The 15,382-nt window shown below is 60.4% G+C and carries 19 protein-coding genes; 8 read left to right on the forward strand and 11 right to left on the reverse strand.

What is annotated here, in order from left to right; all coding sequences use genetic code 11:
- Positions 1–10: 10 nt before the first annotated feature.
- The 3 genes from AC3WLB_RS03160 to AC3WLB_RS03170 all read right to left on the reverse strand — a co-directional run bounded on the left by AC3WLB_RS03160 (position 11) and on the right by AC3WLB_RS03170 (position 2,304).
- Entirely contained in the window at positions 11–871 is an 861-nt protein-coding gene (locus AC3WLB_RS03160) for an amidohydrolase family protein (protein ID WP_492503196.1), read from the reverse strand.
- Complete coding sequence (locus AC3WLB_RS03165) at positions 868–1,677, reverse strand: IclR family transcriptional regulator (protein WP_492503198.1); 810 nt, start codon at positions 1,675–1,677, stop codon at positions 868–870. Before AC3WLB_RS03165 ends, AC3WLB_RS03160 begins: the two co-directional genes overlap by 4 nt.
- Positions 1,678–1,863: 186 nt before the next feature.
- Positions 1,864–2,304, reverse strand: a complete 441-nt coding sequence (locus AC3WLB_RS03170; RefSeq protein WP_492503200.1) for a hypothetical protein — start codon at positions 2,302–2,304, stop codon at positions 1,864–1,866.
- 29 nt (positions 2,305–2,333) lie between these two features.
- Between AC3WLB_RS03170 and AC3WLB_RS03175 the strand changes: the two genes are divergently transcribed.
- Entirely contained in the window at positions 2,334–2,768 is a 435-nt protein-coding gene (locus tag AC3WLB_RS03175) for a helix-turn-helix domain-containing protein (protein ID WP_492504654.1), read from the forward strand.
- Here AC3WLB_RS03175 and AC3WLB_RS03180 read toward each other — a convergent pair whose 3' ends face one another.
- The 4 genes from AC3WLB_RS03180 to AC3WLB_RS03195 form a co-directional block, all read right to left on the reverse strand.
- A complete protein-coding gene (locus AC3WLB_RS03180) occupies positions 2,769–3,206 on the reverse strand; it encodes a ubiquitination-like system serine protease family protein (protein WP_492503202.1) in 438 nt (145 codons plus the stop codon).
- Positions 3,203–4,405, reverse strand: coding sequence for a ThiF family adenylyltransferase (locus tag AC3WLB_RS03185; RefSeq protein WP_492503204.1), 1,203 nt, complete (start codon positions 4,403–4,405; stop codon positions 3,203–3,205). Before AC3WLB_RS03185 ends, AC3WLB_RS03180 begins: the two co-directional genes overlap by 4 nt.
- Positions 4,380–4,643: a multiubiquitin domain-containing protein gene (locus tag AC3WLB_RS03190; protein WP_492503205.1), complete on the reverse strand. Its 264-nt coding sequence runs from the start codon at positions 4,641–4,643 to the stop codon at positions 4,380–4,382. The genes AC3WLB_RS03185 and AC3WLB_RS03190 overlap by 26 nt, the downstream gene beginning before the upstream one ends.
- A gap of 443 nt (positions 4,644–5,086) precedes the next feature.
- Positions 5,087–7,573, reverse strand: a complete 2,487-nt coding sequence (locus AC3WLB_RS03195; RefSeq protein WP_492504656.1) for an N-6 DNA methylase — start codon at positions 7,571–7,573, stop codon at positions 5,087–5,089.
- Between the two features lie 572 nt (positions 7,574–8,145).
- On the opposite strand from AC3WLB_RS03195, the gene AC3WLB_RS03200 reads away from it, so the two are divergent.
- The 4 genes from AC3WLB_RS03200 (at position 8,146) to AC3WLB_RS03215 (ending at position 10,746) form a co-directional block, all read left to right on the forward strand.
- A complete protein-coding gene (locus AC3WLB_RS03200; RefSeq protein ID WP_492503206.1) occupies positions 8,146–8,949 on the forward strand; it encodes a helix-turn-helix domain-containing protein in 804 nt (267 codons plus the stop codon).
- Positions 8,950–9,014: 65 nt separating this feature from the next.
- Positions 9,015–9,398: a VOC family protein gene (locus AC3WLB_RS03205; RefSeq protein WP_492503207.1), complete on the forward strand. Its 384-nt coding sequence runs from the start codon at positions 9,015–9,017 to the stop codon at positions 9,396–9,398.
- Entirely contained in the window at positions 9,395–9,748 is a 354-nt protein-coding gene (locus AC3WLB_RS03210) for a DUF1801 domain-containing protein (RefSeq protein WP_492503209.1), read from the forward strand. The genes AC3WLB_RS03205 and AC3WLB_RS03210 overlap by 4 nt, the downstream gene beginning before the upstream one ends.
- Positions 9,745–10,746 (forward strand): IS481 family transposase, encoded by a 1,002-nt coding sequence (locus AC3WLB_RS03215; RefSeq protein ID WP_492503210.1) that lies wholly within the window; start codon positions 9,745–9,747, stop codon positions 10,744–10,746. Before AC3WLB_RS03210 ends, AC3WLB_RS03215 begins: the two co-directional genes overlap by 4 nt.
- 361 nt (positions 10,747–11,107) lie before the next feature.
- Here the strand turns inward: AC3WLB_RS03215 and AC3WLB_RS03220 are convergent, their stop codons facing one another.
- Both AC3WLB_RS03220 and AC3WLB_RS03225 read right to left on the reverse strand, forming a co-directional pair.
- Positions 11,108–11,677: an ImmA/IrrE family metallo-endopeptidase gene (locus tag AC3WLB_RS03220; RefSeq protein ID WP_492503212.1), complete on the reverse strand. Its 570-nt coding sequence runs from the start codon at positions 11,675–11,677 to the stop codon at positions 11,108–11,110.
- Between the two features lie 8 nt (positions 11,678–11,685).
- Positions 11,686–12,057 (reverse strand): transcriptional regulator, encoded by a 372-nt coding sequence (locus AC3WLB_RS03225; protein ID WP_492503214.1) that lies wholly within the window; start codon positions 12,055–12,057, stop codon positions 11,686–11,688.
- A gap of 123 nt (positions 12,058–12,180) precedes the next feature.
- On the opposite strand from AC3WLB_RS03225, the gene AC3WLB_RS03230 reads away from it, so the two are divergent.
- From AC3WLB_RS03230 to AC3WLB_RS03240, 3 genes are all read left to right on the forward strand, one after another.
- Positions 12,181–12,348 (forward strand): hypothetical protein, encoded by a 168-nt coding sequence (locus AC3WLB_RS03230; RefSeq protein ID WP_492503216.1) that lies wholly within the window; start codon positions 12,181–12,183, stop codon positions 12,346–12,348.
- Between the two features lie 2 nt (positions 12,349–12,350).
- The gene (locus AC3WLB_RS03235) at positions 12,351–12,572 is read left to right on the forward strand and encodes a DUF2188 domain-containing protein (RefSeq protein ID WP_492503218.1); all 222 of its coding nucleotides are present in this window, start codon (positions 12,351–12,353) and stop codon (positions 12,570–12,572) included.
- A gap of 104 nt (positions 12,573–12,676) precedes the next feature.
- On the forward strand, positions 12,677–13,480 hold the full coding sequence (locus AC3WLB_RS03240; RefSeq protein ID WP_492503220.1) for a hypothetical protein: 804 nt from the start codon (positions 12,677–12,679) through the stop codon (positions 13,478–13,480).
- 47 nt (positions 13,481–13,527) lie between these two features.
- On the opposite strand, the gene AC3WLB_RS03245 is transcribed toward AC3WLB_RS03240, so the two are convergent.
- Together AC3WLB_RS03245 and AC3WLB_RS03250 are read right to left on the reverse strand one after the other, a co-directional pair.
- Positions 13,528–14,193 (reverse strand): hypothetical protein, encoded by a 666-nt coding sequence (locus tag AC3WLB_RS03245; protein WP_492503222.1) that lies wholly within the window; start codon positions 14,191–14,193, stop codon positions 13,528–13,530.
- Between the two features lie 177 nt (positions 14,194–14,370).
- On the reverse strand, positions 14,371–15,372 hold the full coding sequence (locus AC3WLB_RS03250; protein WP_492503224.1) for an AvrD family protein: 1,002 nt from the start codon (positions 15,370–15,372) through the stop codon (positions 14,371–14,373).
- Between the last annotated feature and the right edge of the window lie 10 nt (positions 15,373–15,382).

Below are 15,382 nucleotides of genomic sequence, written 5' to 3' on the forward strand. Positions count from 1 at the left end.
GTTGCGCGGCTCACGCCCGGGTCTTCCGGGGGTCGGGAAGGCCCAGGAGCGTGAGGGTGTCCTGATGGATGATCGTCTCCACCGTCTCGGCGGTGACGAAGGGAAGGTTGCCGGCCCGGAACTCGGCGATGGAGCGGAGGTTGGCGAGAGCCTCCGCCGGGGTCCAGAGCGGGTAGTCGGAGCCGAACAGCAGCTTGTCGACGGTGTGCCACTCCTGGGCGTTGACCAGCGCGAAGAAGGCATCCATCGGCCGCGAGGGCACACCCGACACGTCGGCGTAGACGTTGCGGTTCTTCCGCAGCACCGTGTTGGTGTCGCGTTGCCAGGGGTGACCCATGTGCGCCATCACCTGCTTCAGATCGGGGTGCCGGCGGGCCACCTCGTCGACGACGAGCGGCTGGCTCACCGAGAGGCGGCCGATCGGGCTCGGGGTCGCGCCCATGTGCCAGAGCAGCACGAGACCGTTCTCGGTCGCGATGCGGTAGAAGTCGTCGAACGACGGGTCGACCGGGTCGAACAGCGAGAGCACCGGGTAGAGCTTGATGCCGGCGAAGCCTCGGGCGATCGCGTCATCGAGCTGGTCGCGCCAGTCGCCGTCGAGCGGGTCGATCGACGTGAACGCGATGGTGGGCGTGGTGGTCGCCTGCACGAATTCGTCGACGTAGTCGTTCGGGGTGCGCACGCCGGCCTGCGAGGCGGCGAGGCCGAAGGTGACCGCCACGTCGATGCCGCCCTCGGTCATCACCTCATCGAAGCTCGCCGGAGTCACCACCGGGTAGGGCTCGCCACCGTAGGCGCTCTCCCAGTGGTCCTCGTGCTCGTGCCCCCAGTGCTCGGGCAGGTGGCAGTGGCTGTGCAGATCGACGATCATCCGTTGTTCACCTTGCTGTTGAATGCGGCGAGTGCCGACACGAATCGCGGGTTCGCCGCGAGGGTCTCCGCCGTGTCGCGCACGGCGTGGTAGCAGCGCTCCTGGTCGCCGGGCTGCATCAGCTCGCCCGAGGGCGCCGAGATGCTGAGCGACACGGGCTTCGCGCCCGCCACCGGCACGAGCACGGCGAGGCAGATCACCCCGCGATTGCGCTCCTCGTCGTCGAGGCTGTAGCCGCGCTCGCGGATGGCGGCGAGCTCGGCCTCCATGCCGGCGCGGGTGGTGATGGTCTTCGGCGTGAACTCGAGGTAGGGCTCGGCCTGCGGCAGGTGCTCGGCGAGCTGCTCGGCCGGCAGGGTCGACATCAGCATCTTGCCGAGGCCGGTGCAATAGGTGAAGTCGAGGGTGCCGCTCGCCGCGAAGCGCAGTGCCCGCTGGGGCTCCTCGACGTGCAGGTGCAGCACGGAGCGGCCCTCGAGCACGCCCAGGTTCGTGGTGAAGCCGAGGTCTTGCGCGAGGTCGCGCATGAACGGCGCCGCGACGTCGGCGACGTCGGCGGGGCGGTAGGCCTCCGCGATCTCGAGCACGCTGTGCCCGATGGAGTAGGCCGGAGGCTCACCCTCGCGCCGCACGAAACCCTGCTCCTCCATCACGGCCAGTAGCCGGATGAGCGTCGACTTCGGCAGGTCGAGCGCGCGCGAGAGATCGGCCAGGGTGAGCGGCTTCTCGGCCTTGCTCAAAGCCTTCAATGCCGCGAGCGCGCGGGCGAGGCCCTGCGAGTGGTACGACATGGCACGCTGTTCCATGTCGGCCATGCTAGGCCGCGGCCTCGTTCCATGTCACGCCCGGAGTGTTAACTTCCAGTCACGTGACATGGAACGCCCCCGTCTGGTAAAGGGGCCGCGGATACCCGTTAACGACGGACGCGGAGCCAGATCATCCTGGCTCCGCGTCGGAGATTTTCGTTGCACCGGCCTGAGCCGGCGGTGCGATCAGATGTCGGAGATGATGTCGGTGAGGGGCACCGAGCCGAGGTCGAGCAGCGTGACGGTGCCGGTGAGGGTCTCGCCGTCGTTGGCAGGGCGTTGCGTGAGCGGGAAGAACAGCACCCAGGCCGTGCCCGTGCCGTCGCTGAACGGCTGAGTGCGCGAGGGGTCGAGGTTGTAGGGGCCCGATGCCGTCGGTGTGGAGATCTGCACGAAGCCGCCCGTGGGAGCGGTCGAGCCCGCGTTCTGCACGACGAGGCGGATGACCTGGAAGTCGGTCGAGAAGCTGTAGTACGACCACGACTGGTTGTAGATGGTGAAGTCGCCCGCCTCCGAGGCGGCGGCACCGGGCGCCGCAGCGGCGACCGCGATCACCGGAACCGCCCAGACACCCGCCTGCAGCACGGTGCGGCGTGAGAACCCGTCGGACTTCTGGACTTCAGACATCATTTTCCCCCGTGATGTGATGACCGGTGGTGGTCCTGAAGAGTTCGCTTTCGAACATTAGGACAGGGGCAATCCGTGAAATTTCGCGATACTCCCCCGCAGTCACACCGGCACCAGCAACGCTGCGGCAGGTACAGCACCAGAAGCGCCTTACCGACATTGAGCGTAGTGAAGCGGTCCAGCTATACCTTCAGGGCTTGACGGTCCGTGAGGTTGCGGCACATTTTGACTGCAACCGGCACACCGTTAGCCGCGCTCTCCGCGCTCGCGGTATCCGGCTGCGGCTGGATGGACTGACTGAATTACAGGAGCTAGAAGCCATTCGGCTTTACTCTTCGGGGCTATCGCTCGCCGACGTTGGTGAGCAACTGGGCGTAACCGCAGCCACTGTCTCTGTTGCGCTCCGACGACACAACGCGGCTGTTCGTCCAAGACAAGGTGGGCGCCGGCCTTCCCTTCATTAGTTACTTCAGTCCGCGAAGCCGCCTCCAAAACGACCGAACAAGCGAGGGCTTCGGCTGCGCTTGAGGTTCAACGGGCTCGATTTTGAATCGATCGAAATACTCGTCGACGTCGCGCTCGTCATTGCGGCGGCCAGCCTCGATGCGCGCACGGTCCCATTTGGGAGCCCAGTCGATTCTGTTGTTCCTGATCCAGTAATGCGACTCGCACGGGTAGTCCCAGTTGCCTACCGAAGGTGACAAAGAAACTGATTCGCCATCGAACTTGAGGTGCCATTTCGCCGGATTCAAGGGCAGGACGACTTTCATTCCGCAGCCACTCGCGCAGAGATGAACCGTTGTGGTGTACTTCATCGAAATGTAGAGCTTCCCGGGCTGCAGATCAGACTCCTTCGGGACGAACTCTACGAAGACAGGCTCGAGACGATCGATCTTTATCATGCCGGCACCTCATTTTGCATATGGTTGCCGTCGATCGTGAACTTACTCGAGCGCTCGTGTTCGAAGTCAAAGTAGAAGCCGAAGTGCTTCTTCCACATGATGACCGCGAGTGACGCGTTGAGCATGTTGAGCTCTGCTATCTGTATGTTCTGGTCGTAGTCGTCGTCACCATCATCGACAAACGCGATCTCACTGTCGCTGTTGATCCAGGCTGGATCAATTTGATTCGGCGAGCTCAGGCTGGTGCGGAGGATCCCACCAATTGAAGAGCCTCGCTGATAGATCCCCATTCCCGTGTCCACGAACGGCACGTCGTTATGTTGCAGAGTTTGGAACACCACAAGTTTGTCAGGGCTCGCGTCCATGGATATGAACACGAAATCGAAATCGACAAGCTGATTAGCATTGGCAGCGGTCACCCGTTCCGGATGAGCGATTACGTGGCGATGCATGGCATCGTACGTTGCGCGGTGGTGTTCGACCTTTGACGGTTGGGCATTGAGTTGCTCGAGTGTGGCAGCACCTGGCGCGCGAAATGCGTTATGGGTGAGCAGGGTGTCGTCATCGAAGAGATGGATCTCGGCGACAGGAGTTTTTGCGACGGCATCCAATATGTAGGAACCGGACCCGCCTAGTCCAACGAGCGCGATTCGTTGACCGCGAATGTGATCGACGACAGCGCCTATTCGTGCTCGTGTTGTCGCCGAGTCCGTGTACCTGAATACCGAGTCATCGGGATGCGTTTCGATTGGCGGATAATCTCGATAGGAGATCGTGGAGTCGATGGTTTGAGCCTCGGCCTGCAGCATCCCGACGTAGGCCGCCATCTTGTCAAAGTAGTTGTTGTAGTCATTTCGAGCGTTGGTCGGTCGCTGCGAGAAGCCGCAGGTGACAACCAGTCCGTTGCCCAGGTCGACGGGCCCTTCATGGTGAATCAGGCTCGCCAGCTTAGCTCCGTCACTATCACAGGGGTAACTATCGACGGTCTCCCCTATGAAGTAGGCGACGTGGATATCCGGTGGGTACGTCTGATCGCCAGCCATCTCAAGGCTCGACACCAGTTTGCCCCAGGCGACCTCACGCTGGGCGTTCGCATAAGGAACGCTTACGAGAAGGTGCCCGGACCTCAGCTCGATGCCGTAGCCCTCGTCCTGCAGTTTCTGCAGATCTGGACTAAGACTTGGTGGTTGGGGTGACATTAAAGACGGCGCCGTCCTTCTTGATCTCGACCTGACCGCCCGGCTTGAGGCTTCCCTCTTTTGGCTTCTTTGCCCCACGGAAGGTCACTGTGAACCGAGCATCGGCGCTCGGAGGCGTCGGAAAAGCAATCGCTACGATCTGTTCGAACGTCAGCGTCTCGTCGTGCACCTCATGCCGTTCACCGTTCACGACGATTTCGTAGTCTTTGTCTTTTCCTTTTGATTCGTTCTCGCTCATTACTTTCTCCTTCACATATTTGATTTATCTTCAATTATACGCCTATGTCCAGAAACTGGCGACGTACTCGATCAGTCAAGAGATACACCGTGCCACCGACATCGCATGCCGCACACCCTTTGGCAAAAGCCACGGCTGCCCGCCATAGACGTCGCGAAACATTGGTCCCAATCGCTGAACCGCGAAGGCGCTGACAGGCCCGAACCGCATATTGGAATCCAACCCACGTGAGTGTAGTGATGCAATCGACCGGCTGGCCCTCGTCTCTCTGCAGGAATGAGGTCATGACAAGAGGTCCCGCCCAGTGCAATCAATGCAGGGGTGTGCAGCGTCTGCGGCTTCCACGGCACGACAAGCGGACTTGCCCGAGCAAATAGATCGAGGAGTACCCGGAAGTTGGTCGCCCTCACACGTCGTCGACGGCTCCCTCGAAGGACGACAACCTAGTCGAGCGGCGCGGCCGAGGCCAGCGCCGTGAATTCGGAACGGCCCTGCCTGAGGGTTAACTCTGCATCAGTGACGAGAGCCCGGTGCGCCAACTCTGCCTGGCGCAGCTTGTCTGAAAGGACATGCTGGGCCTTCGTGTCGCTTAGAAGCGGGACGACAATTCGTTTGACGTGATCAGGGGTCAGTTCGATAAGACCGGTGCTACCTGTGTACAGACGCTGGATCTGCTCATTACCGAATCCAGCCCGTAGATAGTCCGCAAGGAAGTATGGGTCCATCTCGGTTGCGGGCATTCTCACGATCGTGACATGCCCGTCCGCGATAGCGGGTTGATCAAGATCCCAAACGGTGGCCTTGCCTAACGTGCCGTCACCGGTAGAAGCAACGAGAACATCTCCGGGGTGCAATTTCACATCGTCGAGAGTGTCGTCATAAGCGGCCTTCTCTATCCAGTCGGCTCCATCAAGATTGATCTCACCGAACTTTGAGATGCAGCTTCCGGCCTTTATCACTACTGCGTAGCCATCAGATTCGTCGACGTAGAAGCTTGTCGTCGGCGATTTGCCTCGGCGCGTTGCAATGGAGTTCAATTCACCAATCGTTTTTGCGCCGGCATCTCGGAGAGCCGTCATTCGCACTCGAACGTCAGGCTCCCAATATTTACGATCCCATCGTGTGGTTCCGTCGGCCACGAGGTCAGCCGACGGGACATCAAATGCATTCCAAGAAACACCTGAACGAGACGCACCAAGCGTGGAGTCGAGAAGACCGTCGGAGAAGGATTTTTTTAGCGCCTCCAGATCAAACCCACGTACCGGTTCGCCGGATCCGATGTAGCCCAGGGATTCAATCTCCCCAAACGCAACACTGTAGGTATCGAGGAGGTCGATGTCGGGAACGTCTCGCTTCCGCATCAGAAGGAGGCTTGACCGGACGTTGATCTTGTTTGGCTTAAAAGTATCGCTCGGGAGCTGCACTACTGCGCGGAGTTCCACGTTTTGCATGATCCAGCGCCGCAACGCGACTCCTGTATCGGTGTTCAATAGTCCGTCATCGATCACCGTGCAGATGTAGCCACCAGGCTTAGTCGCCATCACCATACGCTGAAGAAAAAGATGCTGACCCTTACCGCCGCTGATCGGATACTGCGCGGCATCCGACGCGGATAAGGAGTCTCCCTCCGCAGTTCCGAATGGTGGGTTGGTGAGTATGTAGTCGTACTGCTCCTGGCTGATCGGCCAAATTGAGGCATTCGGCAACACAGAGTTTTCGCAAACAATATTGTTGTGTCCGTCGCCTGCAATAATCATGTTCATCTTGGCGGCGGACGCTACCCCGTCGTTAGCGTCGCCACCGTGGAAAACATCCTTTTTCAATCTTGCTGCCAGGTCATCCCGAGCAGCCCGCGTGATTTTGCGCTTAGCGACGAGATTGTCCAAATCAGCCATGCTCGACTTCAGTAGATAGACCAGGAAGCCACCGGTGCCGCACGCTGGATCAAGTACTCTCACCTCAGAGCCGGAGAGCATAGATGACACAATTCCTGTGCTGCCCACCAAATCCGCCATAACTTCCACAACAGGCCTCGGTGTGAAGTATTGACCGAGCTTCTTCCCTTTTAGAGTGGCTCGAACAAAGTACTCGAACGCCGTACCCTTGACGTCGAGATCACTGTCGGTGAATGACACCTTTGCCAGCTCACCAACGATGTAGCGGTAGGTTGCGGGGTTCTTCAAGTGAAGATCTTCGGTGAGGACGTCGCCGTACCCCATCTTCTTGATGTCGCTCAGCATGTTAAGGATCGAGCTTTTGATCTGGTCAGCTTGTGCAGCTGGTTTCTCTGCCAGTTCCCAGAATGTGAATGAGTAAGGCAACACGAAGTCGCCAATATCACTTTTCTCCTCGAGCAATTTCAGGAAGAGGAGCTTTGAGAAATCGGCGAATGCGTACTCCTCGTTCTTCTCGATGTTGCGGATCTTGTTGTGGCATCTGGAGAACAGCTCGTTCAACTGCTTAAGGGGCAGCGCAGGTCTGAATGGGAGGCTATCGTCGCCCTTGCCCAGGGGCACGTCAACGGCATCTTTCTTCTGCCGAAGGTACTTAGCCACCGTGGAAACTTGGTCGCGGCTGGGGATCTTGTCCGCCAAGCGGCCGTTCCATTTGAGAGGTTCGCCAGTGGCCGTGTTGAAGACCTGCACGATCAATCCATTCGTCACTACGACGAACGGAGCCTTGACTGACGAGCCGTACTGACGAGCTTGCTTCGCGTCCGCCGCGGTCAGCGTCTTGCCGTTACGTTTGGCTTCGATAACGAACAGCGGCGTCTTTGCGCCGCAGTTGACCAGGAGGTCGACATACCCCTTCGAGTAACGCTCGGGGTTCTGAACAGGAGTCTCAAAATCGATGTCGACCTCGGGGTCGTAGCCCCGACGCCGAAGGTACGGAAGAATCCGCTTTATGACCGTCTCGGTCTCCGTACGCACGCTCGTCAAGCGCAGCTCCCTGCCTCATTCTTACTTCTTGTGAGGCTAGCAGCACCGTACGACGCCAGCCTGCATTGCAGGGGTCGTCCTTGAGCGATCAGACGGTTGAGGACGCCAAAGGACAGGGCCTTAATCAGAGCGCGCCCTCAGCGCCCCGGGCGTTCGGCACATTGTTTCCAGAGCCCCTCGCACGGTGCCTTCCTTCGTGGCCTGCGGCTTCCCAAGAGGAACCAATCTCGAGTCCCGGCCGGATAAACCAAGGAGACAAAGTTCATCATGAGCGACATCACACCAGACAGCCCCGCCCGCAGGCAGTGGCGAGATGCTGACGGTTCGCCTCAGCAAAGATGTTCGAGCGCAGATCGAAATCCGTGAGCAACTGAGCGACCGCAAACCACCACACCGGGGCCAGAGACCTGACCGCTCCAGTTTGACCAACTCGTATGCTTCTTTGATGGCCAATCGATACGCACTCATCCCGACCGATGCCTCGGACGAAGAGATCCGGCTAGCTGTTGCTGGCCAGGAGGTTGTTGACGGGCGCGCGGCTCGTCGGACGGGATGATGGTTGGGTGGCTTCGGTTATCTATCGGGAGGAGCGGCTCCATCCCGGCTTGTCCGAGTGGGTGACGTGCGCGTGGACATACGAGCGGGCGTACGGCGATGAGGATGTCGAGACGGTGATGCCTGACGGCACGGTCGAGCTCGTCGTTCAGCTTGCCGCCCCCTACAGGGACGCGGGCGTGAAGCTACCGACATGTGTCGCGATCGGGACACTCGACCGTCCGCTGGTGCTGACAGCCGAGGGCGCCATACAAGTCTGGTGCGTCAGGTTCCCGTGGTGGGGCCTGGCCCCGTTCGGGGACGTCAGTGCCTTCGCCGGACGACAATGGGCAGCGGCAGACGACGTCTTCGACGCGGGTCTTGTCGCCGGCATCCGCGACGCAGCCTCGTCGGCGCACCCGGTGGACGAGCTGAACCGGGTGCTGCTGTCGCACCTACTGGCGTGGACGATCGGTCCCACCCCCCTCCGAGAGGCGGGACGGGCGATCGCGGACCACGCCGCGAAGCTGTCCGTCGCGGAACTCGCGGCGGAGTGCACCTCCTCGCAGCGCAAGCTTCAGCGCGACTTCCGCCAGGTGTTGGATGCGACGCCAGCGCAGATGATCGCACGCCTCCGGTTCGAACGCGCCCGCCGCCTACTCATAAACCAAGATCTCCCGCTTGCCCGCGTGGCGGCGGAGGCTGGGTACGCGGACCAGCCGCACATGAATCGCGCTTTCACCTTGTTCGCGCTGATGACTCCACGCGACTATCGCAGGCAGTTCCAGCACACGACCGATCCGGATGGGAACGTCGCATTGGTCCAAGACTGAGGGCCCAGGGTGACGCGAGGCTGGGTCCGCTACTCATCACCACCCCGCACTTGAGGAGGCTGCCCGTGCCATCGATCCCGCTATTCAAAGTCCTCGTGAACGACCTCGATGAGGCGGTCGGCTTCTACACCGGCAAGCTTGGCATGAGCCTGCTCGAAGACAAGCGGCTCGGCGACTACCGCTGGGTCCTCGTCGGCTACCCAGAGCAGCCTGGGTTTGGGATCAACCTCGATCTCGCGACCACCGAGGAGGAGAAGGCTCTTGTAGGTGGACAGGCGGCCGCGCTGCCGATGTTCAGTATCGCGACCGACAACTGCCGCAGAGACTATGAAGCGATGCTGGCGCATGGGGTCAAGTTCGAAGGACAACCGGAGTCGCAGCCGTGGGGAACCGCGGTCACGCTCCGTGATGTGGCAGGCAACCGCGTCCACCTGAGCCAAGACGCATGACCGGCACTGACGTCGACCGATACCTCGCCGAGGCTACGCATCCCTGGCCGGCGGAGGTGCTCACTTCCGCCGTCACCGCGATTCGCGCAGGCGGTCCGTTCCAGGAAGCGATCAAGTGGAGCCACCCCTACTTCTTCCTCCATGGACACGCCGTGGTCAAGCTCTACGCGGCGCGAGAATGGATCAACATCTTCTACTATCGCGGCGCAGAACTCGAAGACCCCGACGACCTCCTCGAAGGAGACGGCCCCAGCGGCATGCGACGGATACGCATCCACCGTGACGCGAGCATGCCCCTGCACCAGATCCAGAACCTCAGCCGCGCAGCAGCGGACCTGGCGCGCACATGACGCACGCGAACGCGCCCTTAACTCCCGAAGGGCGCATGCGATTGATCATTCGCTGTCGCACGCGGCCGATCGCTCACGTCGCCGCTGAGATGGGCATCTCCCGCGCCACCGCCTCCAAGTGGCTGAACCGGTACAAGCAGTTCGGTGAACTCGGGCTGGTCGATCGCTCGTCCGCTCCGGCGCGGCAGCCAACGGCTACGCCGGGGCGGCTCGTCATGCGGATCGAGCAGATGCGGCGCGAGCACAAGTGGTCCGCATCCCGCATCGCTTTCGAGCTCCACCACGACGGCACACCGGTCGGACGCCGCACCATCACGCGGTTGCTGGCCCAGCTGGGGCTGAACCGGCGACAGTTCATCGACCCCACCGGCGAGAACAACCGTGAGGCAAGAAAGATCATCGCCAACCGCCCAGGTCACATGGTGCACATCGACGTGAAAAAGACCGGCCGTATTCCTGACGGGGGCGGCTGGCGCGTGCACGGCAAAAACAGCGTCAAGGCCAAAGAGGTAGCCCGGGCGAAGACGCGCGGCGCAAAGACCGGCTACGTGTTCCTCCACTCCGCGATCGATGGCTACTCCCGGCTCGCCCACACCGAGGCGCTGCCCGACGAGAAAGCCGTCACGGCTGTGGCATTCCTCGACCGAGCAAGATCGTGGCTCGCGGCCCACGGCATCACACAGATCGAACGCATCGTGACAGACAACGGCTCCTGCTATCGTGCGAACGCCTTCGCCGAAGCTGTCGGTGAGAGTCGACACCAGCGAATCACCCCGTACACGCCGCGTCACAACGGGAAAATCGAGCGTTACAACCGCATCCTCGCCGAAGAGTTCCTCTACGCCCGCACGTGGCACTCAGAAACAGAGCGCGCCGCCGCACTCACGATATGGAACCAGCACTACAACTATCACCGCCCCCACGGCGCACACGGCGGACAACCGCCAGCATCTGCGACACCCTCACGCGTCAATAACGTGTTGACCTCCTACAGCTAGCAGGCATCGACCCCATCGCAGAACGCAGCGTCCCATTTCTCGGTTTCATACAGTCCGACGAGGTCGAGGTGTGGGTTGGCATTGCACCTGTAGCTGGTCGAATTAGCATGGGCTCTGCGGCCGATGTCGGGTTTCGAGAATGGACGACGGAGAAAGCCGGCGATGACCACGTCTTCGTGAACTCCTCGAGGCTCGTAGTCGTGCAGCTCTAGGGGCGACGACACGATCCAAGGTTTCTGCGCGTAATGGCCATCACCGGACGGCAACTCCGAAGCAATATTCGGTCTGCACGCCTTGTTCGGCGGTCTCCCCATAAACAACTTCGATGAAGTTGAATTCATCATCAAGCCTCTTGTCACAACTACCTGCTGCGGCGCCGACGCTTCTCTGCCGCCCGGTCTCGAATGAGATAGCCGCCAGATAACCGCATTCGCCACAGCGCCATTTCGTGACTCACCCTGAAACGTCGCGCAAGCACCATCGGGTCACCGTCTCGAATGGCGTGCTGCCTCGCCGCTTCTACAGGAACGAGGATAGCGCCAGCCAGTTCAGCTGCTTCCGTCTCGTCAGACTTTGAGGAACCACCGCAACCATTGTCCTCGGTCATCCAGCCACTTGAAAGCGCGTGCTCGGCTTCGAAGTGGGCGACTTCGTGGGTCAAGTTAGAACGAGTGCGTTCGAACGAGTGGGCGGGATTGTAGATGACAAGGTGTGCCATCCCGTCACGCAAGAGAGCCGCTGACCAGACCTCAGGACGTTCCTCGACGAAGCGCCGCCGGGCTGCGGGGTCCACCACAAAATCGTCCACGGATATGAAGGGAACCGAGCACTCCTCCGACCAGGCCATCGGATCGAACGGATCGAAAGCCGAGAGATTGTAGTCAGCTCGGATTTCCGCGGCCAGGCGCGCGAGGGCCGCTTTGGGGCGCATCGGTGCGCCTATCCGGCGCTACGGGTTTGGCGGAAGTGCTTCACTCCGGCTTGGAGGATGCTCTCCAAATACTCGCGATCTTCGTCGGTGAGATCTTTTCGGGCACGCAGCAACGCGCTAATTGACGAGTCGAGCGCCGGATCGGGCCGATTCGCGAGCTCGCTCGGGTCGATGAGGAACTCATCGGCGCCGTGACGAAGCCAACGTACAATCCGCGCAAATGCTTCGAGGTCTGGTCGCTGCCCCTGCTTCAGCCGGGTGAGCAACGAAGGGCTCACCCCAATTTCCCCGGCAGCTTTCCGCCAAGAGATTCCGTCTGCTGTCACTCTTGCCTCGACAGTCCTCGCTAAGCCGGCCACATCGATGACACTCTCCGCCATGTAACTCCCATCGTCAGTCCAATGTACCCCCAAGGGAGCAGTGTTGCAGTAGCGCAACACGGTGCTAATGTAGAACCGCGTTGTGGAACTGCAACGCTCCTGCAATCACAGAAGGAGGCCTCGATGGCCAGCAACACCGGAAAGGGGTATCGCCAGGGCGCCGTGCGCGGACGCTCGCAGGTGCTCAACCCGAAGACGAACACCTACGTCAAGCGCAACGACTCAACGGGACGTTTCATGGACGGCAAGTCTGACAGCGCCCCTTTCAAGGGCGTTCGGAAGGAGAAGTGACAGTGGCGCGCAAGCAGTATCACGTCTCCCCCAACGGCTCGATGTGGAAGGTGACGCTCAGCGGCACTACCCTTTCGGACCACTTCTCGAAGGCGACGGCGATCGACGCCGGCGTCACGGTTGCGAAGGCAAACCAGCCGAGCCAACTGATCATCCACCGCGCCGACGGCACCATCGAAGACGAGCGCACCTACAGCAACGATCCGTTCCCACCTCGGGGATAGCCGATCTCTGGATCGGGCGCGGCGGTTGCATTACGCGCCCGATCCAGACCAACTTGAAAGGTACTGCGTTGTTCGAAGCCTTGCTCCGATCCTCGGGTGCGCCAGTGTCGGCCGATGCGTTTATGGCGATGCCCGCGCGCCAACGAAATGAGCTGCGCGGCTACCTTGAGTGTCCGGCGTGCCATGCCGACGCATACTTCCGCCGCGAGAGTCGCGACGGTCGCCGCGCCTGCTTCGGTGCTCGCCCGCACGGGGAAGACTGCGAACTTGCATCGCTGTCAACCGAAGACGGAGGTAATGCCGCGCTTGATGAGACCGACGAGCGGATCAATGCCGGTGACGAATTCCGAATTGAAGCCAACCGAACTCGCTCGGTACGTCATGTCTCCCACGATCCGGATGCGTCTCCTGGGACCGGCACGGCGGTGCGTTATACGGGGAGAGGTAGCCGACAGCTGCGTGTGTCATCGATGAATATGGACAGGCTGCTGAGGCAGCTTGCACTGCGAGAGAAATTCCTGACCAGCCGCACTATGCTCGTCCTTTCCGACGGTTCCCGCGGTGCTGTGCGCACGGTCTGTAAGCACATGGGGGACGTCACCGAGAGGGATATTGGCCGGTTGCGCGTGTATTGGGGAACCATCCTTTTCCCTCGAACTAACGAGGCCGGAGGCGCTTGGCTCAACACAGGCAGCCGGCAATCTCCCAGCGTGTTGATCAAGCCAGAAGATTTGGCGCAACTGCTCAGCGACAAAAATCTCGAAGACCTTGATGAACTCTCCGGCAGCTTCTTCGCGTTCATGGGCAAGCTCCGGCAATCAAATACGAGCGGCAAGCTTCTCTTCTTCCCTGAAGATCTCGATTGGTTTGCACTTCGCCCCTACGAGGAAGATGCAGATCTCAACTAGCGACGGGGAGTGATCGCTTCCCGCGGGAAGCGCGTACTCTGCACTCGTCAACATCGGCGGGTCAGCACCCAGTACGAGTCAGGCCTCGCTACGAAGCCGAACGCAACATAGAGTCGTCGAGTCTGTTTCGTTCGAGCCACGACCAAGACCTCGCTCCCGCTTGGCACCACTTCGCGAATCAAATGCCGTACAGCCGGTAGGGCGCGAAGTCCGTCGTCATGCCCCGTGGCGAGGTTTGCGATTTCCCAAAACCGGCCCTTCGGGCGAGAGTGTGTCTTGCTCGCCTCGGATCCACGACGTAGAAGGACCAGCCCCACAACAAGCACGAGGATCGTGCCTGCGCTGATAACGAGATTCACGGATTGCCCCGCATCGAGAGCCGCAAGTAGGTCCCCGGAGACCATCCAGACAATGATCGCCACAAGAATCGGAACGCCCAGAAAGCACGCAATTGCTGCAGCCACTATCGGTATCCACCTGAGCAACGCGCGCCATGTGCGGCGTTCGCCAACGATTACCGTGGTTTGGCGATCGTTGCTCATATACAGCTCCGATCTCGCCCATGAGATGAGAACGGTAATAACCATCTCCGGCACGACAAGCCGCCAGAACCGCGACGGTCGACCGAACGCGAACCCAGCGATCAGCCCGGCCTGAGGAACGTCGGACAGTCGCGCTTTCCGGATTGCGTCAGGCTGCTCTATATCGTTCATGAATCGGTAGTAACTCTCGGCACAGCCCACCACGCGCGGACGCGGTTTTGCGCCACCCCAGATTGTGCAGAACCACCGAAGGCGATTGCGAAAAAGGAACGATGGGCCCGGGAGTATTGCTCGTCCTGCTTAGAGAGTTGAGGTTGGCGCACGGTACCCCGGCTAATCGAAGTCACGTTAACGAACCTCGTATGCCAAGGATGAGCGAAAGCGAACGCCGAATAGAGAGTCAAGTTTCACATCGAGACTGCGGAAGGTCCTTTCCGGCATCACAAGGTCTCGGCTTCGAACCAGTTGCAAGGTCGCCGCGTCGGTCATGCCGATGAAGTCTGAAGAGGAGGTGACGGCAAACGAGACCTGGCGCATCCAGAGGGTTCCGCTCGCGTCTCGCGACGTGCCGCCGGACGAATAGATGAGCACCTCAGCCATCTGCGCAGCTAGAACAAGACTGTCTATGAACGTGGCTTTCGGCCAGGATGCGGCTTCTATCCCCGATGGCGCCTGCTCTGAACGGACGACGACGTCATGCCGATAGGCAATCGAATCGTCACTAATCGATGAACTGTCAGGTGTGGACGAGTGCGAAGTCTCGCGGAATAAACGCCTATAGATTGATGAGCGCTCTTCAAGGGGTCGCACCTCGTCTACGTGAAACCACCGCGGACTAGGGGGTTCATGCCGAATCTGCACGATGACATGGAGCGGACCAACGCCGATCTCGAACGTGGAAACGCAGCAGCTCTCGCTGACAGGGTCGTTCTGAACGAGAAGTAACGAGAGTGCCACTGCCGAGATGTCCTCAAGTGGTTTCGAGCCGGCGCGCAGGCTCAAGGTCTCGATTCTTGCCTGCTCGAGCGACTCGTTTGAGAGGCCGAAGTAGGCCACGAGATATTCCTCACACATAGTGACAGCAAGCACCATGGCATCGATCGAACTCAGATGGGCTACTTGCGGTTCGCCCTTGTCCTTCACGGACCAGTTCCTCGGGTAGCTGACTGCACCTACTCCGTGAAGGCCTCTAGGTCGAACATCCAAATTGACCGCCTCGGTTGAAAACTCAATCGCGTAGGTAACTTGACGATATCCAGCCCCGAAATACCTGCGTGAAGACGGCCCCAACACCGAATCAAAACCATGGCTCAACGGCGGCGGAGATCCCAGGGCTTGCACACTGGTCATTTGAATAGCT

This window comes from Herbiconiux sp. FW305-C-125, from assembly GCF_058783455.1.

Excerpts from the sequence above, each read along its gene's own strand:
- AC3WLB_RS03160 (WP_492503196.1), bottom strand. The coding sequence starts at position 871 with ATGATCGTCGATCTGCACAGCCACTGCCACCTGCCCGAGCACTGGGGG.
- AC3WLB_RS03165 (WP_492503198.1), bottom strand. The coding sequence starts at position 1,677 with ATGGAACAGCGTGCCATGTCGTACCACTCGCAGGGCCTCGCCCGCGCG.
- AC3WLB_RS03170 (WP_492503200.1), bottom strand. The coding sequence starts at position 2,304 with ATGTCTGAAGTCCAGAAGTCCGACGGGTTCTCACGCCGCACCGTGCTG.
- AC3WLB_RS03180 (WP_492503202.1), bottom strand. The coding sequence starts at position 3,206 with ATGATAAAGATCGATCGTCTCGAGCCTGTCTTCGTAGAGTTCGTCCCG.
- AC3WLB_RS03185 (WP_492503204.1), bottom strand. The coding sequence starts at position 4,405 with ATGTCACCCCAACCACCAAGTCTTAGTCCAGATCTGCAGAAACTGCAG.
- AC3WLB_RS03190 (WP_492503205.1), bottom strand. The coding sequence starts at position 4,643 with ATGAGCGAGAACGAATCAAAAGGAAAAGACAAAGACTACGAAATCGTC.
- AC3WLB_RS03210 (WP_492503209.1), top strand. The coding sequence starts at position 9,395 with ATGACCGGCACTGACGTCGACCGATACCTCGCCGAGGCTACGCATCCC.
- AC3WLB_RS03215 (WP_492503210.1), top strand. The coding sequence starts at position 9,745 with ATGACGCACGCGAACGCGCCCTTAACTCCCGAAGGGCGCATGCGATTG.
- AC3WLB_RS03220 (WP_492503212.1), bottom strand. The coding sequence starts at position 11,677 with ATGCGCCCCAAAGCGGCCCTCGCGCGCCTGGCCGCGGAAATCCGAGCT.
- AC3WLB_RS03225 (WP_492503214.1), bottom strand. The coding sequence starts at position 12,057 with ATGGCGGAGAGTGTCATCGATGTGGCCGGCTTAGCGAGGACTGTCGAG.
- AC3WLB_RS03230 (WP_492503216.1), top strand. The coding sequence starts at position 12,181 with ATGGCCAGCAACACCGGAAAGGGGTATCGCCAGGGCGCCGTGCGCGGA.
- AC3WLB_RS03245 (WP_492503222.1), bottom strand. The coding sequence starts at position 14,193 with ATGAACGATATAGAGCAGCCTGACGCAATCCGGAAAGCGCGACTGTCC.
- AC3WLB_RS03250 (WP_492503224.1), bottom strand. The coding sequence starts at position 15,372 with ATGACCAGTGTGCAAGCCCTGGGATCTCCGCCGCCGTTGAGCCATGGT.